Source organism: Ligaoa zhengdingensis (genome assembly GCF_014384885.1).
In the GTDB taxonomy this organism is placed as follows: Bacteria; Bacillota; Clostridia; order Oscillospirales; family Ruminococcaceae; genus Ligaoa; species Ligaoa zhengdingensis.
Genome location: NZ_JACRST010000020.1, coordinates 1 through 25,601 on the forward strand (window position 1 = coordinate 1; position 25,601 = coordinate 25,601).

The window sequence follows — 25,601 nt, forward strand, 5'->3', positions numbered from 1 at the left end:
TCGGTGTTCAGCTCATACCGCAGCCCGTCTATCGCCGCTTGCAGCTCGTCGCTCGCCGTCTGCACTTCCTCTGCGGTCGCGTCTTTGTCCTCCATCACGCGGTTCGCTTCCTCCAGCGCTTCCTCTAGCGCTGCCCAGCTCGCCGCGGTGTACGCGCCTTCCTCGTACTGGCCCGCCGCTTCGATTAGATCTTTCAGCGCCGTTTTGTCAACTTCCGGCGGAGTGACCTCCTCCAGCCCGGCCACCGCCGCTTCCAGGTCGCTCAGCGCTTTATCGAGCGCGCTCTGGCTGGCGTCGGGGTTATAAAGGGCCGTCTTCGCGTTCTCCAGGGCCGCTGCAAATATGGTCCAACTGTCGGGTGTATAGTTTTCCTGGACCTTATCCTTGTTCGCATCGTAGCATGTGCCGAGGGCCGTCTTATCGACCGGCGGCAGGGACAACTCGATGCAGTCGAGTTCCGCGAAAGTCTTTTCCATCGTGTCATTATAGGCAAAGGTGATGGTGTTGACGCCCTCCTTCAGGGTGAGCGTAGTCTGATATTCCTTCCATACACCCCAATCCACCGGATCGGGATAGTGGACAATCTTGGCGTTCTCGACATCGCCGTTGACATAACATTTGTGCGACGGATTGGGGAAGTTGGGATGTCCATCCGCTGTAATGGTGATCTCATAATCGCCCGCAGCCGGGACGTCCACTGTAAAGGTGACACTCGATTCAGCGTTGTCGATTGTGCCGACCTTGCTGCCACCCGATGCAGTTGCGGAGGCTCCCGCGTGCGCCAATCCGGTCAGCGCCGCTTCCTCCGCCTCATATTTCGCATTGGGCACGCGGGTCAGGCCGCGCAGCGACTCAAACAGCGCGTCATACGCCGCTTTCAGCTCCGCCTCGGAGGCATCTGCCTTGTTCAGCAGCGCCTTGGCATCCTCGCGCGCCGCATCGAAAGCGACCCAGCCATCGGCCATGTAGTCGCCCTCTTCGCGGCTGCGGTTGGCGTTGTACAGCTTGCGCAGCTCGGCTTTGCTCTCGCTGACCGGGGTCTCGCTGAGCTGCACCTCGGTCTTTTCCACGGCGTCTTTGGTGGCGACGCACTCGCCGTCCACATAGACCTTGAAGCCCGCTCCCTGTCCATAGCGCGAGCCGTCGCGGTCAAACAGAACCGTGACAAGCTGGTTGTGGTAGGGCACGTTCTCCAGGCAGAAGTAGTCCCAATCGTCCGGGGTCAGCGGATTGATGGTGAGGACGTTGCTGTCGTCCGGACGGATGCCCAGCAGGCCGGAGATGACCAGGTTGGCGAACTGGGAATGGTTGTAGTTGGGGCTGCGTCTCTCATCCGCAATCCAGCGGCCGTTGTCCGCGTCGAGGTTCTCGGCGATCCACGGCGCGCCGTTCTTATACTGCGATTTTGCATAGGTCTTGAGGATGGTGAAGTAGTCGTCCTTGTCGACCGCCTTCTGCTGGGTGTAGTTGTTGAGCAGGTTGGCCATACCCACCAGCGTCTGGGTGGTCGCAAACGGCCAGGAGGGACCGTCCCAACGGCAGATGCCGGTGCCGAACTCGCCCTCGGGGGTGGGGATACGCGCATACTCTTTCTCTGTGGTGCGCGGGCCATACTCCGAGAAGAAGCCGTTCTCGTCCATCAGCGCTTCCCAAGCCATGCCGTGTTCCTCGGTATCCTCCGGCATGTTGAACATCCACGGCACATAGCCAATCTCCTCGCGCACATCCGCTCGCTCGGTCCGGCCGTATGGAATCAGCTTGTAGAAGTGGTCGGTGGAATCCCACAGTTTTTCATCCATGGTGGCCTTGAGCGTCTCGGCCTTTTCGGTGTACTCGGCCGCGCCCTCCTCGTCGCCTACCAGCCTGCACAGCTCGGCGATGGCCATCGCGTCGGCGTATTGATAGGCGTTGATGGTCGGGCGATAACCCCGGACATCGACGGCGCCGCCGACGGAATTTTCCATGCCGTCACGATCATTGATCTGCCAATAGAGGCCCATATTCTCGTCATAACGCTCGCGGTCCCAACCCGCATAGTTACTCTTGAGCTTTTCCAGATACTCCAGCACATAATCGTCCTGATTTACCAGATAGCGCTCATAGTAAGCGTTGGCGATCCAGAAGCTGTAGGAACGCACCGCACCGCCGCGGTCCAACCAATGCATCAGATAATCGTCGAGGTACTGGTTGTTCTTGAGCCAGCGTCCCTCGGCCACATGCAGGCCCGCCGGGCAGTTGATGGAGTTGTGCTTGCCCGCCCAGCCAACGTTGGGCAGGAACTCGGAGATGATGTAGTAATCGTCGCTCGTCATGCGGATATGGTTGCGGTAGGTGTACCAGCGGAAGTAGTAGATCTGCTTGATCTGCTCGTCCGGCAGGTCCACGTAGGGGATGGTATCCAGGAACCACTGGTTAAACGCCGCTTTCTGAGTAGCGACCGGGTCGCTGTCCGCGAAGAAGCTGGAGAGCGGCGCTGCGTTGTCCGCCGCGTCCTCGGCAAACGCCATGGCTACGCGGAAGGTGACCGTCTCGCCCGGGGCGGCGGTCACGGCTTTGACCAGCTTGCCGTCCTTGGCTGCAAAGCCCTCGTCGCCCTCGATGCGCAGCTGGAAACCGGCCGCCGTGCCCGTAAGGGCCGCGCCATCTTCGGTGGAGGCTGCGCTGGAGGAGGCCGCGACCTCAAAGCTCACCGGCGCTTCGCTCAGGTTTTTCGCCTCGATCATCACCGCAGCCTTGTCGTCGGGCGCGATATATTTGTAGCCGGTGACCTCGACGTTCTTTGAAGGCATCTCCTCGAGCATCTCGATTTCATTGAAGGCCAGCCATTTGCCCGCAGTGGGGACAAAGGTCATACGGAAACGGTCCCCGACCACCTGGTCGAAGGTAATGATGTTGCTGCCTTTGACGTACGCCGCAGGCTGCTTCAGGTTGGAGACATCCTTCCAATCGGAGACCGCCTCGTCCCACACCTGCACGCCAGCCGAGACCGGCGGGCGGGAATTGCCGCCGTCGTCCCACACCGTGAGGCGGACCGCGTCGAGGGTGATCTCCTCAGGATAGGCGATCTCCACCCATTCATATCCGTCGGGTAATGTGCTCTGATAGGTACTCCAAGTGTTTCTATCATTCTGCGAGAGATCACCGTCAAAGGCAAAATAGCAGTGATTTCCCCAAGTTGTCTGATCAAACGAAACCTTAATTCTGGGCTTGCCCTCGTTGGGGTCGACCGGTTCGGTCTTCACCGCGCCCAGCGCGTGGTTGGTCTCCTCGCTGCCGCAGAATTCGATCTCGTCGAAGGCGAGCGACTTACCCGCCTGCGGGGTGATGGTGAGCTGGAACTTCTGAGCCTTTACATTGTCAAAGGTGAGCTCGTTCCAACCCTTGACATAGCTCTCAGGCGCATTCAGTCCGGTTACATCCGCCCAGGTCTCGCCGTCCCAGTAGCGCACCGACACCGCTGTGGGGGGCTGGGTATCGCCGGAGTCCTGATAGATGCAGAGGCGAACCTTGTCCACCGGGCGCTCGCCGGCAAAGGAAATCTCCAGCCATTCGTCTTCCGTACGGATCGGGTTGGTCCAGGTGTTCCAGTTCTTGCCGCCGTTGCCAAAGACCTGGCCGTCGAAGGCATAATCGATTTTGCAGCCCCATTGGGTCTGGTCGAACGAGACGCTCACGTCGGGATTACCGCCGGCAGTAGCGCCCTTCGCCCAGTTCTGCTCGCCGGAGTTGAGGAATTCGATCTCGTCGAACGCCATCATCTTGCCGGACATGGAGGTGAGGATCAGTTTAAAGCGGACCGATTCGACCGCATCAAACGAGACGACATTTTCACCCGCGGCGAATGCCGGGATCACCGGATTCTGCACCGCCTGCCAGGCGCTGCCGTCCCAGTACTGCACGGCCACGGCCTGCGGCACAGCGCAGGTCTTGTCGTCCACATAACAGAACAGTTTGACCTGGTTGACGGTGGTGGCCTGCGGGAAGGTGATTTCCAGCCACTCGTCTCCGGTGCGGAGCGGCTCGTCGTATGTATTCCAGTTTTTCGTGCCATTGGCATGAACCTCGCCGTCGAAGGCGTAGTCCAGCTTGCAGCCCCAGGTTGTCTGATCAAAGGAAGCCCAAACGGTGGGTGCGCCCTCGGGCAGCTCCACCACTTCCTCGTCCTCCACCGCGCCCAGCGCGTGGTTGTAATAGGAGGCGCTGCCGTCCGGCTGATAGGCCGAGGTGACATAGCTCGGGATAAATTCCGCGTCCTGTACCTCGACAGGCATCCCGTCCGCCTTCACCGTGACGGGCATTCCCCAGCCGCCGGACACACCGGTGCGGTAAAAGTCGTTCCGGTCAAAGCCCCATCCGGGCTGATACAGCGAAAAGACATTTTCATTGTATCCCATCGGGACGTTGTCGATATACTCCCGGCGCAGGAGCTCATCGATATCGGTTTTTGAGGTGATGAAGTCGGTCGATTTGCTTTCTGGCTCCGGCGGTGCTGCGGACACAATCAGTGTGCTGCACAGGCTGCCCGCGGTCAACGTCAGTGCCAAAAGCGTGGATAGTACTCTTTTCAGCATTGTTCTTGTCTTCCTCCCATTTCTCTATTTTCCAACATCTGTCTGCTACAGATATGTGGTTTTATTATATCACAACTTCTTTCATAATTATTTAGAATTATATGATTGATTTTTGTGGTTTTTTAGCATCTCCTCACTTTTTCGACAATTGGTTGTTTGATACTTTGCCATATTTCTCCAAAGATGTCCTTACAATTTTTTAGCATTATTTATGTATTTGTTTGGTATTTCACGGAACACTATTATTTTTTTGTAAAAATTACATGTTATTCCGTTTTTTACTAGACCTAAAAAAGCGCCCGGCGTTTCCCCCTCGGGGAGATGCCGGACGTTTCCGCTCAAATATTAATAGGACCGGGGCCGCAGATGATCTGCGGCCCCGGTCCTGAGCATAAAAAAGGAGAATTAGTTCTCGCGCTTTCTGCGGATCACGGTCAGGCTCACACCGCCGACCGCAGCGGCTGCCACAACCACGATCGCCGCGATCATCCACGCGGGCATACCGGTTTCAGCCTTAGCGGCCTCAGCGATTGCCTGGATGTTCTCTTCCGCGGGAACCGCCGGGGCAACGGGTTCGATCGCCACAGGGGCTTCAGGCGCCGCCGGGATAACCGCCTCGGGCGCTGCGGGCGCTGCCGCTGTTACCTCGCCGCCCGTCTCCGGGTTGACGGCCGCGGTCTCGTTGCTCGCCTCGGGCGCTGCGCTGCTCGATGCCGTCGGGGTTGCCTCAGCAGCCGCGCCGCCGGCCATCGCCTTGATCTCGTCGGAGGTGTAATACACTGCCGCCGCATTGTAGCCCTTCAGCTCGCCTGCGCCGTTCACTGCGTAATCCTTGCCGCCGATCTCGAAGACCACCGTCACGCCCTTGTTCTTCAGGGCGTCGATCACTGTCGCGGGCACGTTCGCGCCCTCGTCCAGTTTCGCGTTCACTTTGCCGCCCTTTTCGGTCGCGTTGATCTTCTCGATCACTTCTTCCCAGTAATCGCTATCCGCTACCTGCGAGTTCGATCCGCTGTTCGAGCTGCCGGAGGGCCTGCTCGGCTTGTCGTTTCCAGCGGGTTTCAGATCCATCGCAGCTTCCAGCTTGTTCAATGCAACCTCTACCGCTGCTGCCTCATACTCGCCAGCTTCGTCCAGCTCAATCGCTTCTGTCAGCGCCGCTTTCAGATTTGCCACGCTCGCCGCGGTGTAGTCATCCTCGTCGATCTCCGCCAGCAGGTCGTTTGCGGCAGCTATCGCCGTTCTCAGGCGCAGCTTTGACACAGCCACGGTCAGTTCCTTCGCCAGGTCGTCCACATATGTCTGGTTCTCATCGGAGTGGACCAGATCGTGTGCATCGAGAACCTCAGCCGCTTCATCCATCAGATCCAGCAGGCCTTCCACAGACGAGAGGTCGTACTTATCTTCCGGCAGGCTCGCCGCGAAGCCATACGCGGTTTTCAGATTGCCGTAGTCGACGCAGAATTCAAGTTTGCCCAGCGCATCAAGCAGGGCGTTGTAAGCATCGCTGATCGCCGCATCGTTCGCCTCGCTGTCACCTGCGACTTCCTTCGCGCCTTTCAGCACTTCGGAGAAGTCCTCGTAGCTGCTCGAGGTGTACTTATCTTCGTTAAGGCCTTCCGCATACTCAATCAGAGCGAGCAGGTCTTCCAGGGTGTATTCCGGCTGGGACTCCACAATCGCCATCATCACGGCGTTGAACGCCTCGTTGATCTCCTCCTGGGTCGCATCTGCATCGTTCAGAACCGCTTCAGCAGCAGACAAAGCCTCTGTCAAAGCTTTTTCAGACGCGCTGTCCAAAGCGCCGTTCTCGAGCAGGTCGTTTGCAATGCTTACCACCAGCTCGAGCAGGCTCGTATCCGGCGCATAGGTCAGGCCGTCGCGCGCGCTCACCAGGTCGAGGTATGCGGCGATAAGTTCTTCTTTGGTCGCATCCTCTTTGTCAACAACTGCTTTCGCCTCGTCCAGCGCGTCGGCCAAATCCGACCAGCTCGCCGCGGTGTAGCGATCTTTCTCGTACACGCCGTCGATCGCGTCGATCAGGTCTTGGAGCATCTTGCGTTCAGCCGCCAGCTCATCTTCCTTGATCTGGAGATCGGTGTCGATGTACTCAAAGGTGGTGTAGAATTCCGAGTTGGACTGGTTGGTCGTCGCGAACAGTTGAAGTTTCGCGCCGTCCAATCTGTCGCCGGCGTCAAAGGTGCTGATGTTGGTGAAGTTCACACCGTCCGAAGAGATCGAACCGGTGATCTGGGTGCCAACTTTGGTCAGCCGCAACCACGCCGTGGTATAGGCAAATCTGATGTGTGTGTTGTTGGACTGGAAGCTGGCGGTGTACTGGTAGGACGGGTTGCCGCCGCTGCTCAGCTGCACCAGCTTGATATAGTCCTTACCGCCGTTGTTGATGCCGATACCGTAGTTCGCATATCCGTCGTGGGTGAGCGGACGGTCGGTGGTCACCTTCACAGTGGCCGTCCAGTCGCCGCCGAGCGAACCGTTATATTGCAGCATGTTGAGCATGGATTCCGACGGGAAGTCGTTGTTGTTCGCCAGGTTGCTCGGCGGCAGGGTGATACCGGCCTCGCTGTAGGTCTCTTTGCCGTTCCCGTTGAGAATCTCCCAGCCATCAGGCAGGCTGGTGAAGCGGGTTGTGCTCTCCGGCACAAAGGTAATCAGGAAGGACTCCTTCTGGCCGCCGACGGTGTATTCCACCTTTGCAGACTCATACAGGTCGCTCGCCTGGACGACGTTGACCGTCGTACCGCTATCGATAGCCGTCGCGGTCACTTCGGGGATATCCTCGCCGTCCAGCACGGTGTAGGTGTAGGACTTGGTGCTGTAGCGGAAGCCCGGCAGGGGCTCGCCGCCCACCTGGATGGCGTACATCAGATCGGGGTCTGCCTCCAGATCGAAGATGAAGCTGGCCGCCGGAGTGTGCTTATAGGCGACCGAGATGGTCACCACCTGGGTCTTTTCTGTCTTGGTGACCGGCGGGTAAGAGAAAGTCACTGTCTTGGCGGCCTCATCGACATGCATGTCGCTGAGCGTCAGGACACTGCCTTCAAAGGCATCCAACGCAATGATGGCACTGAAATCTTCAATGCTGAGCTCGCCTTCCGGCAGCATATTCATAGTGACGGTGAGCTTGCCGTTTTCAGCCACAGCATTGAGGATCTGCGGCTCGTCGAAGATAAACCGGATGACATAATCCATGACCGCATCGCCGTTATCGACGGTCACTTTGGCTTCGCCGGGGATGGATTCGAGCTGGGTGATTCCCACGATCTCGCTGCCATCCAAAGCGGTGGCGGTGATGGTGTAATCGCTCGCCTTCGCATCCAGGGGAACCGCATAGGTGTAGGAGCGCAGGCCGGGCTCAAAGTTTTCCAGCGTTTTGCCGTTGATCGCCAGATCGCTCAACTGCGGGCCGTCGCCGGGAACAACCAGCACGACAAAGTCGCAGGCGCCCACAGAACCGGTCGCGGGGTCGGTCACAGTAGCGGTGATGGTGGCGACGCCGCTCTTGCGGGTTCTGATGACGCCATCTTCAACCGATACGATGTTGGGGCGGTTGCTCTCATAGGTGATTTCAAAATTCTCGGGGATATCGCGGCTCTGGCCCTTCATGACATAGCCGTAAAGGGTATCGTCACTCATGGCGATGGTGAGCTGCGGATCGACGGTTTTGCCCAGATCGAACCGGACGCGGTGCGGGATGTCCTTCTCCTTGTCTCCGTTCTGCACAGCTTTGGCGGTGACGACAGAGATTTTGGGGGTGAGCGCACCGGTCACGGTGAAATCTTTGGTCAGTTCAATCTCTTTGTGGTTTTTATTGACCTGAAGCTGATAAGCGCCGTTGTAGACTTCAAAGCGGTTGTCCTCCTCGATGAAGAACGCGAGATCCTCGATGTCCACTTCCAGGTTTACGGTTTTGGTCTCGCCCGCCGGTACAAAAACCTTGTCAAAGCCGACCAGGCGGTTGTTGGGATGCTGCAGCTCGGCGGGAGCGCCCGGGGTAGCCATGTAGAGCTGCACCACTTCGGCGCCGTCCACGTCGCTGGTGTTGGTCACATCGACCGAGACGCGCAGGGTTCCGTTGGCGTCGATGCTGTCGCCGGTGAGACCTTCAACCACGAGGTTGGAGTATGCAAAGTCGCTGTAGCTCAGGCCGTAGCCGAAGGGATAGCGGACGGGACCGCCCTTCTCTTCATCGTAATACATATAGGTACGGCCGTTGGAATCGCCGTAGGTGTAAGTATCGGACTCATGCGCGAACGCGGTGTTTTCCGGATAGGGCCAGCTATCCTCGCCCGGGGTCAGGCGGTAGCTGAAGGTGGACAGCATCTGGTCGTCGCTGTCCAGCCAAATGGTGGAGGTGCGGCCGCTGAAGTTGACGTCACCCAGCAGCGCGTCCGCCAGGGCGTCGCCCTTAAGCATACCGTTGTAGCAGCTCCACACGATGGCGGGCGCCTTCTCGGCAAATCTGCTGATGTAAGCGGGGCTGATGGTCTCCATCACCACGACGGTGTTGGGGTTGGCTTCAGTCACCTTGACGATGTTGTCTGTCTGGACACCGGGCAGCTCCAGGGTGCTGCGGTCTCTCGCCTCATCGCCATCTCTGTTGGTGGTACCCGCATAGAAGATGACCAGGTCGGCGTCGGCCAAAGAAGCAAGCTGCTCCTCGCTGATCGCATCTGTGTTGTTTGCGAACTCAATCAGGGAGACGTCCGCGTCGGGGTTGGCCTCCAGGAGCGCTTTGCGCAGGCCGTTATACGGGGTGACATGTACCGAACGGCCAGCATCGTTCATGTTGGGCGAATAACCGCCGAGGAACATCTGACTTGGGTTGACATAGGAGTTGGCGCCTACCACAACCACTTTGAAAGCGCCCTCGGGCACTGCGATGGGCAGCAGAGCCTTCGCAGCGTCGCCCTCGCCGGCCGGAGAGTTTTTCAGGAGTACCAGCGCCTCCTGGGCGGACTCCAGCATCAGATCCTTGCGCTCTTGAGTGATGGTATCAATTCCGTTGTCACGGCCGCCGTTGGTGAGATCGTACACCCAATCTTCGCCGTAGTTCTCCGCGATGCGCTCGCGGGCCTGGTTGTACCAGCTCACAACGCCGTCTTCCACGTCGAACTCACCCAGCGCCATACGGGCGGTGAGCAGCCGCAGCAGCGACACGTCCACGGAGTTCTCATCAAAAATACCGGAGGGGGTGGTGATCCCTTCCTCTACGGCTGCCGGAATCTTTGTGGAATACTTGGTGTTGTTATTAGAATAGCCGTTGTTACACTGCAAATCGCCGCCGGCATTGATCGCCCAAGCCACGGTCTCGGTGCCGGTGATCTTTTCGCCGGTTTCAGGCAGACGCCAGCCGTGGCCGTTGCCGCGCGGCGCCAACGGATTCTGGTCATATCCGCTTCCAGCTTGCGCGATGCCAATGCTGTCGCAGTCACCCGTGATATATCCGCTGAAGCCAAAAGTCTGGCGCAGCAGGGTATCCAGCGTGTAGTTATTCAGGTTCTGCGGAACCTCGTTGACGCGGTTGTACGACGACATAACCGAAGAAACGTCGGACTCTTCGACGATCAGGCGGTACACATAGGAGTAGTACTCGCGCAGCTCTTTCTCGGTGATGTTGGTAGAACCGTTCAGGCGGTTGTTTTCAGAGTTGTTTCCGAGGTAGTGCTTCAGGGTGCTGACCGTCTTGAGGTAGCCGTTCTCGTCCAGACGGTTGCCCTGCATGTCCTTACCTTCCATACCGTTGACAAACTGAGAGGCCATCTTCGCTGTCAGCAGGGGGTCCTCACCGAACGACTCGTCGGCGCGGCCCCAACGGGAATCGCGCAGCAGATTGATGGTGGGGGACCAGAAGGTGAGCTCATAGCGGTTGTCGCGCGTGACCTCGCGGGCCTCGTCGCCGATTTCAGAGGCAACCTCATACATCAGCTCGGGGTTCCAGGTGGAGCTCATCGCGAGGTTGATCGGATAGGTCGTGGTGTTGTAGATGGTGGTCGCGTTGGCATTTCTCTGCGCCTGCAGGCGGGAAACACCGTGGAGCGATTCGTTCCACCAGCCGTACCAGTTCATGTTGAGCTCTGGAATGGCGGAAGAATATCCGCTGATCATCTGGGATGCCTTTTGGTTGAGCGTCATGCGGGAGAGTAGGTCTGCCGCGCGCTCTTCAAACGAGTACGACCGGTCGAGGTAGATGGGCGTTTCCTCCACCGGCACTGGGTCGGCGACTTCGTTTGCGAACGTCATGGGCCCTGTCATCGTCAGGCAGACGCTCAGGGTCAAGACGCCGGCGATTGAGCGCAAAAACCGGGATTTCTTTTTCATGTGTCAAACCTCCTAGCAATTTCATTTCTTCTCTCTTCTGGTTACATTTATATCAACAAGTCTCCTTGCAACCAGCCTTTTTTCGCTGAGGCATCCCGCTGGGGCGTCGATGATTGATCCAGTATTTTCATCCTTTTAGGAAGCAATATCCCGCCCCGCGATCTCGTAGGGCCAATCGCTCAGCCCGCCCAAATTGTACACGGTGCTGTAGCCCATGGACTGCGCCTGCTCCAATGCGGTCTGCGCCCTGCCGCCAACCGCGCAATAGAAGATGATCTCCCGGTCCAACTCGGGCACCAGCACCGGAAGCTGCTCTGCCAGATCATCGACAGGGACATGGATACTGCCCGGGATATAGCCTTCGGTCTCCCGTTCTTCGGCGGTGCGCACATCCACAACCGCAGCTCCGTTTTCGATATCTGCAAGGGCCTGTTCGGCGCTGATGGCAGACTGGCGCAGTTCGGTCTCATCGATGCATTCAAATTTGAAGTCCCGGCCAACCAGCAGCACCATTCCATCCCCCATGGCGATGTCGTTCCAATCCTCTCCCTCCGATTCCGACATCCGATGGCAAACCTGGCAATCGGTGATGGTCAGCAGCCGGCCGCCGTCGCACACCGCCACCAGCTGGTCGCCAACCAGCCCCACCGAGCGGATAGCCAGCGGCAGACAGGACGCAAAGTCCTCGCCGTTGACGCTGGTGAGCGCCTTGAAGAACCAGACGTCGGCCTCCTCGGTGAACATGAGGTATGGCTCGCCGGGATTGTCCTCCATTTGTCCGTAAATAAAGAGGGCATCCCCCAGACCGCAAAGCCCGGTGAAGCTGCGGCGGTCATAATAGCCGTCGTAGCTCTCGTTGAAATTGATGATCTTCCACGTCTGTCCATCTGTGGAGGTGAGCAGGTCGGTCCCTTCCGTCACCGCCATCACGCAGTGCTCATTCGCTGCAATGCCGATGAGGTCGTTGCCGGTACCGGTCTCCTGGCTGCTCCAGCTTTGCCCATCCTCTGAAACCAGCACGCGGCCGTCCTCAGCACAGGCGTAAAACCGGCCGCCGAACGCGGCGATCTGGCGGATGTCCCCCTTCTCTTTCACCTTGGCCCGCTCAAAGGTCTGTCCATCTGTGCTGTACAGCAACGTGCCGTTCTCCCCGCAAACCAGGGCAATCCCATCCTGGTAAAAGACATCGAGCAGGTTTTCCCCGGTCGGAACCTCCAGGCGAACCGCTTGCCCGCCCTTACTGATCCTGTCGATACGGCCGCCGGCGCCTGCCGCAAGGAAAGCGTCCCCCAGATACTCCGCCGCAAAATACCCGCCGGACAGATCGGCGACCGCCTGCATCCGATCTGCCGCGGAAACCTGCCCAGCTTCCGGTGCGCAACCCGGCGATAGGAGGAGCAATACGCTGGCTGTGACACACCACAGGACCTGCCGCTGCTTCCTTCTTTCCATTCCAGCACCTCCATGTTTCATTTCCATATCGACTTATGCCGCGAATGCAACTTCTTCCCGAATACCGGCACCGCCTTTCAGGGGAAACTGTCAAATGCCGCAATTATGTGTCCGGGCACAAATTGAACGAAACCATTTTCCAAAGAATTGAAAAATGGCCTTATCAGACAACATACCCTTATTCATCCGGTAACAATTCCCCCTGTTTAAAAGCGTTTGTAGTCATCGACGCAGACTCTCAAACAATTGGGAAAATGATATCGAAAAAGCAAACTAATGCATCCAAAATTATGCTCGGGCACATAATCTTTTATTTTAGAATAACTCTTTTGGTCGCAAAAGTCAAATCAAATTTAATGGTTAATAAATTTTTGTATAATATGCCAATAAACAAATTCGGTAACTGTGTAATAATCCAATATTTTCTACTTTTTCTTATTGGGGATGATCCATATTATGGTTTCATTATGAAAAAAGGAGCACACTAGTGACCCTCTTTTATCTGAACTGGGTGTTCAAAATGCCGTCAGGATATTGACATATGTCAAAAATATGGTATCCTTGTAATTGACATATGCCGGTAATGTGCCGAAAGGGGTGGTGGAAGATGCCCAGGCCGAGAAAATGGCGGAGGGTCTGCTGTATGCCGCAGATCAGCCGGTTCGGCCCGCTCGATGGAGGCGGAGAAGCTGCACCCGCCGTGCGGATGACAGTGGATGAATTCGAGATGATCCGCCTGATCGATTTGGAGGGGCTGACACAGGAGGAGGCTGCGAGGCGGATGTCGGTCTCACGGACGACGGTGCAAAGCAGCTACAATGTCGCCCGCCGAAAGCTGGCCGATTCGTTGGTGAACGGCAGGTTGCTTCTGATCGAAGGCGGGGACTACGTCCTGTGCGGCGGGGATTCCACGGGATGCGGCTGCGGACACTGCCGCAGGCGGCGCGGCGGTTGCCCTGCCCCGGGCGGCGGGATACCGCAATCAAAGAAAGGTGAGGATAGCAAATGAGAATCGCAGTTACCTATGAAAACAACGAGGTCTTTCAGCACTTCGGGCACAGCGCGCAGTTCAAGCTCTATGATGTGGAGGACGGCGCAGTAAAGACATCGGCTGTTGTGGATACCAACGGAAGCGGCCACGGCGCGCTGGCCGGATTTTTGAAGGCGCACAACGTCGATACGCTGATCTGCGGCGGCATCGGCGGGGGCGCGAAAGCCGCGTTGACCGAGGCTGGCATCCACCTTTACAGCGGCGTGACCGGCAGCGCGGACGCCGCCGTCGAAGCCCTGCTGGCCGGAACCCTGGTCTTCCACCCCGACGTGACCTGCAACCACCACGGGGAGCACCACGGCGGAACCTGCGGGGAACACGGCTGCGGCGGGCACTAAATTCTGCAAAAGCGCAAGGGCCGGGCCCGGATTCTGAACCGATCAGAATCCGGGCCCGGCCCTTTTCTATCAAGCTGCTATTCAAACAGTTCGTCCTCAAGCGCCGCGATCTGCGCGCGGCGGCGGGCGGTCTCATCGGGTGCAGGCGCAAAACTTCCGTCGGGAAGCAGCGCCACCACGTCCCCCTCCCGGGCGCCCGGCGGAAGCAGGGCGCGGGGGTAACTCGTCAGAACCCCGCCGTCGTCCTCGCAAACCGCAAAGCCGCCCTCAAAGCGGTCGATCGAAAGATACTGCATCGCGTTCCCCCCTTACGCCGCGTCCGGCAACAGCACCCGGATGGCCTCCCCATCCGATTCAAAGATGATCGTACCGTCGAGGTCGGTGCGGTAGTACTCCACGCCCGCCTGCTTCAGCTTCGCAATCGTCTCCTTGTGCGGATGGCCATAGGAGTTATCCTTGCCGCAGGAAATCGCCCCAAAGCGGGGGTTCACCGCCTCCAGCCACTCGTCGCTGGTGCTGGTGCTGCTGCCGTGGTGACCCAGCTTGAGCACATCAGCCGAAATATCCGCGCCGGTGTCGAGGATCAGCTCCTCCATGTCCGCCTCGCAGTCGCCGGTGAACAGGAAGGAGGTGTCGCCGTACTCAAATTTGAGCACCACGGAGTTGTTGTTCATCTCGGTACTCGGCTCCACAGGCCCCAGGATGGTGAACTGCGAGCCGTCGTCGAGCTCGTATACCTCGCCCACCTCCGGCCGGGTGATCTTGAGTCCCTTCTCTTTGATGGCGGTGAGCATGTTCTGGTAAGCCTTGCTGGTGGGGGTAATGCTCTTGGGCACCTGCGGCGCGATGACATGCCGCACCTCCATCTGTTCGATGACGTAGGCCATGCCGCCGATGTGGTCGGCGTGGGGGTGGGTGGCGACCACGTAGTCGAGTACGGACACGTCCTGGCTGTACAGATAATCGACGATCTCCGGGCCGTACTCCTTTTCGCTCGCATCGATGAGGACGCTGTAGCCGGGCGACTTGATTAAGATGCTGTCCCCCTGCCCCACGTCGATGACATGGACCGAACACTCCGCGTCGGTGAACAACGGGTCGCGCAGCTCGGCGCTCTCAAAGATTTCGTCCCATGTGGGGATCATTCCGCCGAAATCGACGGTGTCTGCCAGTGTGATGAGCACGGCGGCCGCCAACAGGATGGCGACCAGCAGAGTAAATCCCCAATTGATGCGCGTCGGTCGATATCTTGCCATAACCTTCTCCTTTTTCGTTTATCCCTTCTTGGGCTTTTGCTTGGGTTTGCCCTTGGCGTAACGGCTGGGCTTTTTGCCCGCGCCCTGCGCGCGCACGCCGCGGCCCCTCCAGCTCGTGTCGCCGCCCTGGCGCAGCGCCGCCTGCTTGTGCTTCTCGATGAAGTCCCGGTCGGCCGGGATCAGGCATTCCTTGCCGCTGCCGATGAGGTCGGCGCGTCCCGCCTTGAGCAGCGCCATCTTGACCAATCGCCGGTTTTCCGGTTTAAAATATTGCAGCAGGGCGCGCTGCATCGCCTTCTCCTCCGCGGTTTTGGGCACATACACCGGCTTCATGGTGTATGGGTCGAGGCCGGTGTAGAACATGCAGGTGGAAAGCGTGGCCGGGGTGGGGTAGAAATCCTGCACCTGTTCCGGCCGGATGTTGTTTTTCTTGAGGAACACCGCGAGCTGAACCGCGTCCTTCAGCGTGGAGCCCGGATGGGAGGACATCAGATAAGGCACCAGGTACTGCTCCTTGCCGATGCGCCGGGTGATCCTGTAAAACTGCTCCTGAAAACGGTTGTACGCCTCGATGTGCGGCTTGCCCATGCGGTCGAGCACCTGCGCCGAGCAGTGCTCCGGCGCGACCTTGAGCTGCCCGCTCACATGGTGGGCGATCAGCTCGCGCAGGAACGCGTCGTTCTGGTCGGCCATCAGGTAGTCGAACCGGATGCCCGAACGGATAAACACCTGCTTGACCCCGGGCAGGGCGCGCAGCTCGCGCAGCAGCTCCAGGTAGTCGCTGTGGTCCACCTGGAGCGCCGGACAGGGGCTGGGCGCGAGGCACTTGCGGTTCTTGCAGAGCCCCAGCTTCTCCTGTTTTTTGCAGCTGGGCAGACGGAAGTTGGCGGTGGGGCCGCCCACGTCGTGGATATATCCCTTGAAATGCGGGTTTTGGGTGAACGCCTTCGCCTCCGCGAGCACGCTCTCCCGGCTGCGGCAGGTGACCCGCCGCCCCTGGTGGTAGGCGATCGAGCAGAAGTTGCAATGGCCGAAGCAGCCGCGGTTGTGCATGATCGAAAACTCGACCTCTTCGATGGCCTTCACGCCCCCCTGCGCCTCGTAGCTTGGGTGGTAGTACCGCATGAACGGCAGCGCGAACACCCGGTCGAGCTCCTCCTGGGTGAGCGCGGGCGCGGGCGGGGTCTGCACCACCACAAGGTTTTCCGCGTGCTTCTGCACGATCGGGCGGCCGGTGACCTCGTCCTGCTCGTCGATCTGCTGCTTGGTGGCGCGCGCGTAGGCGGCCTTATCTGTGCTCACCTTGTGGAAGGATGCGATCGACACCGCGTCCTCCACCGCCGTGCCCATCGGCGCGGTGTAGCAGATGCCGCGCAGGTCGGTGAGGGCGGACGGCGGTTCCCCGGCCGCGAGCCGGCGCGCAATCTGCGCCGTCTGGCGCTCACCCATGCCGAAGATCAACAGGTCGGCCCCAGAATCCACTAGGATGGAGGGCCGCACCGCGTCGTCCCAGTAATCGTAATGGGCGAACCGGCGCAGGCTGGCCTCGATGCCGCCGATGACGATGGGGACGTCGGGGTACAGCTCGCGGATCTTGTTACAGTAGACGATGGTGGCGCGGTCGGGCCGCTTGCCCGCCTTGCCGCCCGGGGTGTACGCGTCGTCGCTGCGGCGGCGCTTGGCCGCGGTGTAGTGGGCCACCATGCTGTCGATGTTGCCGCCGGTGACAAAGTAGCCGTACCTCGGCCGCCCGAACACATCGAACGACTTGGCGCTGCGCCAGTCCGGTTGCGCGATCATCCCCACGCGGAAGCCCTCGGCCTCCAGCACACGGGACACGATCGCGATGCCGAAGCTGGGGTGATCCACATAGGCATCTCCGGTGACGCAGACAAAGTCCACGCCGTCCCAGCCGCGCTCGGTCATCTCCTGTTGATTGAGTGGTAAAAATGGCATTTCGCCTGCTCCTTATCTCTTATTCTCCGTCGGGTCGCGGGGCGCCGCCCCCAGCCGCGTCGGTGTTCATCTTCATTTCGATCCACTGCTGGCGGGTGATCAGAACCTGGCGCGGCTTGCTGCCCTCGAACGGGCCGACGATGCCGCGCTCCTCCATATCGTCCACCAGGCGCGCCGCGCGGGCATAGCCCAGCTTGAGCTTGCGCTGGAGCATCGAGGTGGAGCACTGGCCCAGCTCGATCACCACCTCGATGGCCTTCTCGAGCATGTCGTCGTTGGCGGCGAACCCGCCGCCCTCGTCGCCCTTACCTTTGCCCTTTTCAGCCACCGCCTGGCGCTCGATCTCGTCCATCACCGCCTGGTCGTACTCGCTGTTCTGCCCGTCCTTGATGAACTTGACCACCTTTTCCACCTCGCGGTCGCTGACATAGCAGCCCTGCACGCGGGTCGGCTTGGACGCACCCATCGGGAGGAACAGCATGTCGCCCCGGCCGAGCAGCTTCTCCGCGCCGCCGCCGTCGAGAATGGTGCGGCTGTCCACCTGGGAGGATACCGCGAACGCGATGCGGCTGGGGATGTTGGCCTTAATGACGCCGGTGATGACGTCCACCGACGGACGCTGGGTGGCGATCACCAGGTGCATCCCCGCGGCGCGGGCCATCTGCGCCAGGCGGCAGATCGCGTCCTCCACCTCGTTGGGGGCCGCCATCATCAGGTCGGCCAGCTCGTCGATGATGATGACGATTTCAGGCATGGGCGCGAGGTCGTTGTCCTCCCGCCGAGCCAGCTTGTTGTAGCTGGTGAGGTCGCGCACCGAATTTTCCGCAAAGGTCTTGTAGCGGTCGAGCATCTCCGAGACCGCCCAGTTCAGCGCGCCCGCCGCCTTGCGCGGATCGGTCACCACCGGCACCAGCAGGTGCGGGATGCCGTTGTAGACCCCCAGCTCCACCACCTTGGGGTCGATCATCAGCAGGCGCACCTCATCCGGGGTGGATTTGTAGAGCAGGCTGATGATAATGGAGTTGATGCACACCGATTTGCCCGAGCCGGTCGCGCCCGCGATCAGCACATGGGGCATCTTGGAGATGTCGGCGGTGGTGATGCTGCCGCTGATATCCTTGCCCAGCGCGACTGTCAGCTTGCTGCGCGCGTCTCGGAACGCGTCGGAATCGATCAGCTCGCGGATACCCACCATGCTGATCGTCTTGTTGGGCACCTCGATGCCCACCGCCGCCTTGTTGGGGATGGGCGCCTCGATGCGCACCCCGGCCGCCGCGAGGTTGAGCGCGATGTCGTCCGCCAGGCCGGTGATCTTGCTGATCTTCACCCCGGCCGACGGCTGTAACTCGTAGCGGGTCACCGCGGGGCCGCGGCAGATATCGATGATGCGGGTTTGTACCCCGAAGCTGTTGAGGGTGTCCACCAGGCGCTGGGCGTTCGCCTTGAGCTCCTCGGGCACGTCCTCGCCCCGGTCGGCCTGCGTCTCCTTGAGCAGGCTCACCGGCGGATAGATATAGGCCTTGAAGTCCTCCCGGCCGTCGTTTTCGGTGAACTTTGCCTGGAACATGCCGTCCACGTGGGTCGGGTCCTCCGCGATGGGCGCGGGCTTGTCCCCGTCCACTTCCGCCAGGGCGCGCCGCAGCATCGCCTGGGCGTCGTCCATCGGCTCGGGCGGCAGGGAATTCATCTGCTCCACCGGGAGCTCGTCCATGCACAGTACACGGCGTGGCTCCCCCTCGGGCTGCGGCTCAGGCGGTGCATCCGGCCCGAACTCGCGGTCGATGCGCGCAGCGAGATCCGGGTCGAAGTGGAACTTTCCGTCCTTGGTGGCGCAGGGGGATACGGCCGCGTCCGCGCCATCTTCCCCCGCCTGGGAGGCGCCGATCCCGCCGAGCTCCGCATCCTCGTCGGATATGTACACGGGCTTGAAGGCGTTGGCCTCCAGCCCCATCGCCTTGTTTACCAGGTCGTCGATGCCGAATTTTTCACCCTTGGCCGCACGCTTGGCTCCGTTTGGCTTCCCTTGCGCCGGCGTTTCGCTGTCCGCGCCCAGCAGCTTGTCGCGCGAGAGCTTGATGCTGTCGGTATACTCCATCGTCGCCTTGGGCGCGTGCACCGGGTGCTGGGGCAGCGGCTCCTCGTCGAGCGGCACGTCGATATCGAACCGCGCGCCCGCCGTATTTCCCCCGCGCCGCTCCTCAGCGCGCTCTATGTAGGCTTCCTCGATCTTCTTCACCGGCTTGTAAGCGGTCTTCATGAACTCGTGCAGGGTGGTGCCGGTGATAATCATCAGAAACACGAAGATCAGCAGGACGATCGTGATGCGTGCGCCGGTCGAACCGAACAGCGCGACAAACGGCACCCCGATCAGCCCGGCCGCGAGGCCGCCACCGCGGAAGGCTTTGCCGCCGTCGTACAGCTCGGTGATGCCCGACCACAAGCCGCCGGGGGAGAACTGCTCCCCCAGGGCGAAGGCGTGGGTGACAGCGCACAGCAGCACGATCAGGCCGGCGGTCTGCCACAGCTTGTGTTTAACATTGCACTTGTCCATGCTGGCCAGCACCCCGATGCAGATGAGCGCGGCCGGCCACACAAAGGCGCACCAGCCGAACAGGCCGAACATGGCGTTGTGCAGGAAGGTCCAGAAATTCTGCCCCTCAAAGCAGCAGACAGCCAGCAGGAAGAGCCCCACGGCAAACAGGCACAGCGCGCCGAGCTGTCGATGCCAGCGCTCCTGTGCCTCCTGCCGTGCCTTTTCTTCCGCCGTCTGGCGGCTGCTTGTCTTGCGTTTGGCGGTTGTGCCGCCGTTCTTTCTTGCTGCCATAGAAAACCTCGTTTCGCCGCGCCCTGCGGCGCGGTCCTCTGTTAACCCCGGTAGGATTGGCCGGGGGCGTATTTTTCGTTGAGATACATCGCGGGGTCGGTGGAGATCACGCGGCTGATCTGTAGCCCATCTTTGCTGCGGATTCCCTCGAGATAGGAACCGTTCAGGTTTACCAGCTCGGTCTTGGGCGGCTGGGCCGGAAAAATTTGATCCGCGGGCACAATGCTGTGGATCACCGTCATGTCGCGTCTCCCCCCTCCGGCTGCTGCGCCTTGTCCTCATCGGGCTTTGCCTGTTTCTCTTCGATCAGCTCGTACAGCTTTTCGATCACGCGGGACAGACCGCCCAGCTCGTCGATCAGGCCCTCCTTCACGGCGGCCTCGCCGTCGAGCACCGTTCCCACATCCATCACCATCTCGCCGGTCTGCATCATCAGCTCGCGGAACCGCTCCGGGGTGATGTTGGAGTTGTCGGTGACAAAGCGCACGATGCGCTCCTGCATCTTGTCAAAATAGGAGAGTGTCTGCGGCACGCCCAGCACCAGGCCGTTCATCCGCACCGGATGGATGGTCATGGTGGCGGAGGGCGCGATGAGGGAGTATTTAGCGCTCACCGCCAACGGCACGCCGATGGAATGGCCGCCGCCGAGCACCAGCGACACGGTCGGCTTTTTCATCCCCGCGATCAGCTCGGCGATGGCGAGGCCCGCCTCCACATCGCCGCCCACCGTATTCAGGATGATGACCAGACCCTCGATGTCCGGGTCCTGCTCGATAGCCACCAACTGTGGGATGACATGCTCGTATTTTGTCGTCTTGTTCTGGGCGGGCAGAATAAAATGCCCCTCGATCTGCCCAATGATGGTCAGGCAGTGGATGACATGCTTGCCCTTGGTTCCGGTGATCGATCCGGTTTCAACAATTTGGTTCTGCTGGCGCTCCCCAGCGGTCTCCTGTTCGTCGTCGCCGTGGTCCTGCTCCTGCCGGGCAGCGGTATGCTCGCGTTCTTCCTGCGCTTGTTTGTGATTCATCGTATCTTCCTCTCTATCCGGGAATGATTGGCTCGCGCGGTTTGAAAAGCTCCGCAATCCAAACGCACGTGATTTATTGTTCACAAAAGCGCGCAAAATATGATTTTGTCGGACGGCAATCCGGCCGCATCCCGAATATCCGTTCGCAGCAGGTACCTATTCATTATAGCGATATTTTGAATTTTTCGCAACGCCGCATTTTCGACAGGGGGCGCAAAGCGCCCCCTCCACTGCATGGAGAGGGCGCCGCTGCTGTCAATTTCATTTGGAATTACTGTCTGCGCCGCAGCACGATGCAGGCGATGATGCCGGAGAGGGCCGCCGCCGCGACGGTGATGCCGATGACCGCAACCAGCGGGGACATCTTCTTGTCCTCCGGTTCGGGCTCCTCAGGCTCGGTGTCCGTCGGAACATCCGGGCCGAGCTCCTCCTCGCTGCTCTCCTTCTCTTCCTCGGAGGAGGACTGGCTCGAGCTTTCCTCCTCGGACGACGATGAGCTGGAGCTGCTGGACGGCGTCACAGGCGCCGTCGGCTGCGAGCTGGAGGGCAGCACGCTGCCGCTCCATGTGGGGGTGGACGAGGAGGGCTTGGAGCTGCTCGAACTCGAGCTGCTGGAGCTGCCTCCGTCCTTGTAGAGCTTGGTGAGCTCGGTCAGGCTGTAGCTGATCCGGCTGGCCGGTACCGACTTGACATTCTTGCCGTAGATGGTAATGTCCTTCCCCTTTTCCGGCTCGATGATCAGCGTGACCTTCCTGCCCTTGAGCTCCTCGAGAATCGAGGCGGGCATGTTGTCGTACTGCCCTGCCTTGACATAGATGGTGTCGCCGCTGTCCGCCTCCTTGACGCGTTCGAGTACATCCGACCAGAACTCATATTCGTAATCGCGCTCGTTGGAACCGCCGCTAGAGCTGCTGCGCTTGAGCGTGACGTAGATTTTCACCTCTTTGGTGTCGGGGTTGAGGGTCACATGGCTGGGCAAATCCTGGATTGTGCCAGTGATCGTCTGACGCGAAGTGCTGCTCGAGCGGTATTTGCTAGAATCCCACTTGACCGCACATTCAATCGTGTTGCCGCTTTCGCCGTCCAGCACAATCTTCACTTTGGCCGGAAGGCCCAGGGACGTGAAGGAGGCGCCGACGCGCTTGCCGGTGATCGAGGCGGGTTGCTGCACCACGCCGATGTTGTTCTCCACCTTCACCCTGACCGTGGCGTCCTTGAGGGTGTAGGCGCTGCCGTCCTTCAGCTTGACATAGACCGAGCGCTCGCCCGCCTCGGTGTTCTGCTTACCGCTGATGGTGATCCCAGTATCCGAAATGGTCACACGGTCGGCCGGAACCTGCACGCCGCCGAAAGCCACATAATCGACCGCATTTTTGAAATCCGCGCCGCCGTTGTGGGAGATGACGATGTCCTTGCCGTAACGAACCGAGGCCGGCGGGGTCAGCGCCACTTCGCGGACGATTCGGATGGTGACCTCGTTGCTCTTCTTTTCTATGCCGTTGAAGGTGGCGACCGCGCTCACCTTGACGGCGGTTTTGTCTTTGCCGATCGTGAGCGAATGCTCGTTGGCCGCCGTCTGCACGCCGTCGACGGTGTAGACCACCGAGACGGCCGAATCCGCGCTGTGCAGGGTGCAGCCGTTGGTCAAACCTACCGCTGCGCCCTCAGCGTACAGCTTGTGCAGGTCAAAAACGATGGATTCCTGCCCATCCGGGATGGTAGCCGCCTGGTCAACCAGCACAAAGTCGGTGAGACTGCACTTGCAGGTCTGCTCCACCGTTGCGGTGGCGTTGCCGTCGCTCGTCACATTGATCGTGGCCGGATAGCTGTTGCCCGCCGCATCGGTGATGTTGAGATTTTGGGAGCCCTCAGGCAGGTAGAGGGTGATGCTGCCGCTGCCGCCGGTGGAGTATTCGGAACCGTTCACCGAGACTGTGGTGTTGGCGGGCAGTCCATCGACGACCGCTTTGTAATAGTCCACGCCTGCGACGCTGTAGCTGCCGCCCTCCAGCACGAAGCGGGCCGGCATCAGACCGGCATTTTTGAGCGTCAGCTTGCCGCCGTTCTGCAATTTGGTGATCCCGAGCGTGCCGGCATTGACCGCCAGCTCGCCGCCCTTGACGATGGTGATACCGGACGCCTTGGCGTCCCCGCCGTTCCAGACGGCCTTGCCGCCCGTCACGGTCAGGCTGTCCATGCCACCGTTGATGGTTGCGGTGCCGCCGCGCACGACGGCGCTCTTGCCGACTGCTCCGACCGTGGTCGTGCCTCCCTTGGTCTCCAGCGAGCCCGCAGTTCCGCTGACCGTGGCTGTGCCGGCCTCAACAAGCAGTTTACCCGAGACATTTCCCGTGACATTGGCCGTGCCGCTTTTCACCGTGAGGTTGTTGCTCAGGCCGCCCTTTGCAGTCAAAGTGGCGTTGGCATTCACCGTGACCGATCCAGTCACCGCGCCCGAATTCGCCGAGAGGCTTCCGCCCGCAAGCGCCAGCGTCCCACAGGAGATTGCGCTCACGCCGCCCGCGCCCGCGCTTGCAGCAAGGCTGCCGCCGCCCGCAGCTGTGTTCTGTACCGTCAGGGTGGCCGCGCCGGCCGAAATCGCCGCCGCACCCGCGCCGCCGGTGAGGCTGTTGGCCCCGCTCAGGGTGAGGCTGACCGCGCTGCCGTCGGCAACCGAAAGCGCCGGTGCGGCCGACGGGGCCGCAGGCGCGATGGAAACATTCTGAAGGGTGATCGCCGCAGTCAGTCCGCCGCCCACACTGATGGTGTTGGCGGTGGAGCTGCCGGTGATCACAATTGGGGTGCTGTTCAGAAACGGGGCGGTTTTTGTCCGGTCCGCGCCGTATGTAACTGTGAGATAACCCGGGGTTTCTGCCGCGCTGACGACAATGCTGCCGTCAGCGATCGAGACCGATTTGGGCAAGGCCGTTTCCTCCGCGAAAACAACGGCCGTTCCAAATGTGGAGAATACCAACAATGCACTCAGCAAGAGGGAAAAGATTTGTTTTAGTTTCATCCTTGCCACCTTCCTTTCCAATCCAGAAAAAGATAGAAATAGTTCGACTTTACTATACCATATTGTGCTGCACAAAGCGAGGGGATTGCCAAATTATTTACATATTATTAGTAATCTGTTTTCCGTGTTTTGTTGCATCCGCCGGTAAAAATTTCTTTCTGACCGGGGTTGGCAGGCTATTTCGCAGGCGCGCCTATTATATATAAGGTATGTCTCCGCCCGCGCCTTCGCCCCTTTTCGTCGAAGGGGCGAAGGCGCCATTTGATATAATACCCAGAAATATGTCACAATATCTGTATGTTATTGTTATATTTTTCCACAAACGCCCGCTTAAAAATTTGGCTGTCTTGACGAATTATCAATGCATAGATATTCATTTTTGTTGCTATTTCCTCACAATTCAAAGATTTTTTTTAAAAAAACGGCTTATTTATGCGCTTTATGGGATTTATAAAAATTTGACAAATCAATTTGCTTTGAATATAATGACAACTGCTCTGGTAAAAATAGACTTAAGGCGGGCTGCGGTGGTTTTCCCAGGCCATCCTGCGGCCGGCAAAAGGCGGCCTGTCCTGCGGCCTCGCTTCGGGTGTGGAGCGGGCGAGGGCCCACCGGCCTTAAGAACAAAAAACCAAAGGAGAACAATATGAGAACCATTCAGAAATGGCTGCTCACGGTGCTGCGCCTTCTGCGATCCCGCGCATTTGCGGTATCCGGGTTGGCGGCACTGCTCTCGGTCACGGTCTACGCGACCTCCGCATCGATCAACACCGTGTACATCCATGACGACGACCTCGAAGAGGCGATCCTCATTCGTACCTCCGAGGATGATATCAATGTGATCCTGGAGAATCAGGGGATCGAGGTCCGACCGGCTGATACTGTCGCGTTCACCGGATTTGAAAACCAGGTGGCCGAGGTCACCATCACGCGGGCGTTCCCGGTAAGCATCAACGCAGACGGCAAAACCCTCACGGTTCATACAACCGGCGGCACAGTGCGTGAAATTCTCTCTCAGGCGGATGTGGAGATCGACGATCAGGACTTGATCAATAAATCGCTCTCCACTTTTGTAGAACCCGACGACGAGATCGTCATTAACCGCGTGGAGTACCTCACCAGCCAGGTGGAAGAGGAAATCCCCTTCGAGGAAGAAATTCGCTATACTCCCCTACTGCGCAACGGGCGCAGCGAAATCCTTCAGGCGGGGCGCACCGGCACCCTGGTCAAGACCTACATCGAGCGGACGGTGGACGGCGTGGTGGAGGAAGCCACACTGGACGGCGAAAATGTGGTGGAGGCTCCGGTCACCCAGATTTCTCTGGTGGGTGCGGACGTGCCGGTGAGCGACCTGAACCTGGGCTACGAAATTGTGAACAACGTGCCCACCACCTATGAAAAGGTGATTAAGGGCGCGCGCGCCACCGGCTACAGCGCTGGCAGCCGCGCGCGCGGCGCCTCGGGCAACCGCCTGGAGTACGGCCATGTGGCCGTCAACCCCAAGGTGATCCCTTACAACTCTCTGCTGTATATCACCTCGGAGGACGGCAGCTTTGTGTACGGCTACGCGATCGCGTCCGACACCGGCATCGCCCTGATGGACGGCCGGATCGATGTGGATCTCTACTACGAGACCTACCGCGAAAGCGAGCTCAACGGCGTAAAAAATGTCAATATTTACGTTTTGGATTGATGGCAAAATAATTGCCAAATGCCACCTACATGTGCTATAATATCCACTAGAAAAGGCGGCCTAGCCGTCTGT

13 protein-coding genes are annotated in these 25,601 nt (G+C 59.6%); 3 read left to right on the forward strand and 10 right to left on the reverse strand.

The features are described 5' to 3' along the window. The 3 genes from H8711_RS10925 to H8711_RS10935 all read right to left on the reverse strand — a co-directional run. Positions 1–4,571, reverse strand: a 4,571-nt coding sequence (locus tag H8711_RS10925) for an MGH1-like glycoside hydrolase domain-containing protein (RefSeq protein WP_249283482.1), incomplete at its 3' end; no start/stop codon positions are given. Positions 4,572–4,976: 405 nt separating this feature from the next. After that, positions 4,977–10,913 carry a glycoside hydrolase family 3 C-terminal domain-containing protein gene (locus tag H8711_RS10930; RefSeq protein WP_249283483.1) on the reverse strand — a complete coding sequence of 1,979 codons (5,937 nt, stop codon included), beginning with the start codon at positions 10,911–10,913 and terminating at the stop codon, positions 4,977–4,979. A gap of 135 nt (positions 10,914–11,048) precedes the next feature. Continuing rightward, positions 11,049–12,365 (reverse strand): rhodanese-like domain-containing protein, encoded by a 1,317-nt coding sequence (locus H8711_RS10935; RefSeq protein WP_249283484.1) that lies wholly within the window; start codon positions 12,363–12,365, stop codon positions 11,049–11,051. A 607-nt stretch (positions 12,366–12,972) separates the two neighbouring features. On the opposite strand from H8711_RS10935, the gene H8711_RS10940 reads away from it, so the two are divergent. Together H8711_RS10940 and H8711_RS10945 are read left to right on the forward strand one after the other, a co-directional pair. Next, complete coding sequence (locus tag H8711_RS10940; protein WP_249283485.1) at positions 12,973–13,374, forward strand: DUF134 domain-containing protein; 402 nt, start codon at positions 12,973–12,975, stop codon at positions 13,372–13,374. Then, positions 13,371–13,754, forward strand: a complete 384-nt coding sequence (locus H8711_RS10945; protein WP_249283486.1) for a NifB/NifX family molybdenum-iron cluster-binding protein — start codon at positions 13,371–13,373, stop codon at positions 13,752–13,754. Before H8711_RS10940 ends, H8711_RS10945 begins: the two co-directional genes overlap by 4 nt. A gap of 77 nt (positions 13,755–13,831) precedes the next feature. Here H8711_RS10945 and H8711_RS10950 read toward each other — a convergent pair whose 3' ends face one another. The 7 genes from H8711_RS10950 to H8711_RS10980 form a co-directional block, all read right to left on the reverse strand. After that, positions 13,832–14,050, reverse strand: coding sequence for a DUF3006 domain-containing protein (locus H8711_RS10950; protein ID WP_249283487.1), 219 nt, complete (start codon positions 14,048–14,050; stop codon positions 13,832–13,834). A gap of 12 nt (positions 14,051–14,062) precedes the next feature. Further along, positions 14,063–15,010, reverse strand: a complete 948-nt coding sequence (locus H8711_RS10955) for a ComEC/Rec2 family competence protein (RefSeq protein WP_249283488.1) — start codon at positions 15,008–15,010, stop codon at positions 14,063–14,065. A gap of 18 nt (positions 15,011–15,028) precedes the next feature. Beyond that, the gene (locus tag H8711_RS10960) at positions 15,029–16,966 is read right to left on the reverse strand and encodes a YgiQ family radical SAM protein (RefSeq protein WP_249283489.1); all 1,938 of its coding nucleotides are present in this window, start codon (positions 16,964–16,966) and stop codon (positions 15,029–15,031) included. A 19-nt stretch (positions 16,967–16,985) separates the two neighbouring features. Beyond that, positions 16,986–19,790, reverse strand: a complete 2,805-nt coding sequence (locus H8711_RS10965) for an FtsK/SpoIIIE family DNA translocase (protein WP_249283490.1) — start codon at positions 19,788–19,790, stop codon at positions 16,986–16,988. Positions 19,791–19,831: 41 nt separating this feature from the next. Further along, complete coding sequence (locus H8711_RS10970; RefSeq protein ID WP_249283491.1) at positions 19,832–20,032, reverse strand: YlzJ-like family protein; 201 nt, start codon at positions 20,030–20,032, stop codon at positions 19,832–19,834. Beyond that, a complete protein-coding gene (locus tag H8711_RS10975; RefSeq protein ID WP_249283492.1) occupies positions 20,029–20,820 on the reverse strand; it encodes a ClpP family protease in 792 nt (263 codons plus the stop codon). Before H8711_RS10975 ends, H8711_RS10970 begins: the two co-directional genes overlap by 4 nt. A 271-nt stretch (positions 20,821–21,091) precedes the next feature. Next, on the reverse strand, positions 21,092–23,743 hold the full coding sequence (locus H8711_RS10980) for an autotransporter outer membrane beta-barrel domain-containing protein (protein WP_249283493.1): 2,652 nt from the start codon (positions 23,741–23,743) through the stop codon (positions 21,092–21,094). 739 nt (positions 23,744–24,482) lie between these two features. Between H8711_RS10980 and H8711_RS10985 the strand changes: the two genes are divergently transcribed. Beyond that, positions 24,483–25,529, forward strand: coding sequence for a resuscitation-promoting factor (locus H8711_RS10985; protein WP_249283494.1), 1,047 nt, complete (start codon positions 24,483–24,485; stop codon positions 25,527–25,529). Positions 25,530–25,601: the final 72 nt, after the last annotated feature.

Bases quoted from the DNA above. Each gene is read 5' to 3' on its own strand.
- H8711_RS10930 (WP_249283483.1), bottom strand. From the start codon at position 10,913: ATGAAAAAGAAATCCCGGTTTTTGCGCTCAATCGCCGGCGTCTTGACC.
- H8711_RS10935 (WP_249283484.1), bottom strand. From the start codon at position 12,365: ATGGAAAGAAGGAAGCAGCGGCAGGTCCTGTGGTGTGTCACAGCCAGC.
- H8711_RS10940 (WP_249283485.1), top strand. From the start codon at position 12,973: ATGCCCAGGCCGAGAAAATGGCGGAGGGTCTGCTGTATGCCGCAGATC.
- H8711_RS10945 (WP_249283486.1), top strand. From the start codon at position 13,371: ATGAGAATCGCAGTTACCTATGAAAACAACGAGGTCTTTCAGCACTTC.
- H8711_RS10950 (WP_249283487.1), bottom strand. From the start codon at position 14,050: ATGCAGTATCTTTCGATCGACCGCTTTGAGGGCGGCTTTGCGGTTTGC.
- H8711_RS10955 (WP_249283488.1), bottom strand. From the start codon at position 15,010: ATGGCAAGATATCGACCGACGCGCATCAATTGGGGATTTACTCTGCTG.
- H8711_RS10960 (WP_249283489.1), bottom strand. From the start codon at position 16,966: ATGCCATTTTTACCACTCAATCAACAGGAGATGACCGAGCGCGGCTGG.
- H8711_RS10965 (WP_249283490.1), bottom strand. From the start codon at position 19,790: ATGGCAGCAAGAAAGAACGGCGGCACAACCGCCAAACGCAAGACAAGC.
- H8711_RS10970 (WP_249283491.1), bottom strand. From the start codon at position 20,032: ATGACGGTGATCCACAGCATTGTGCCCGCGGATCAAATTTTTCCGGCC.
- H8711_RS10975 (WP_249283492.1), bottom strand. From the start codon at position 20,820: ATGAATCACAAACAAGCGCAGGAAGAACGCGAGCATACCGCTGCCCGG.
- H8711_RS10985 (WP_249283494.1), top strand. From the start codon at position 24,483: ATGAGAACCATTCAGAAATGGCTGCTCACGGTGCTGCGCCTTCTGCGA.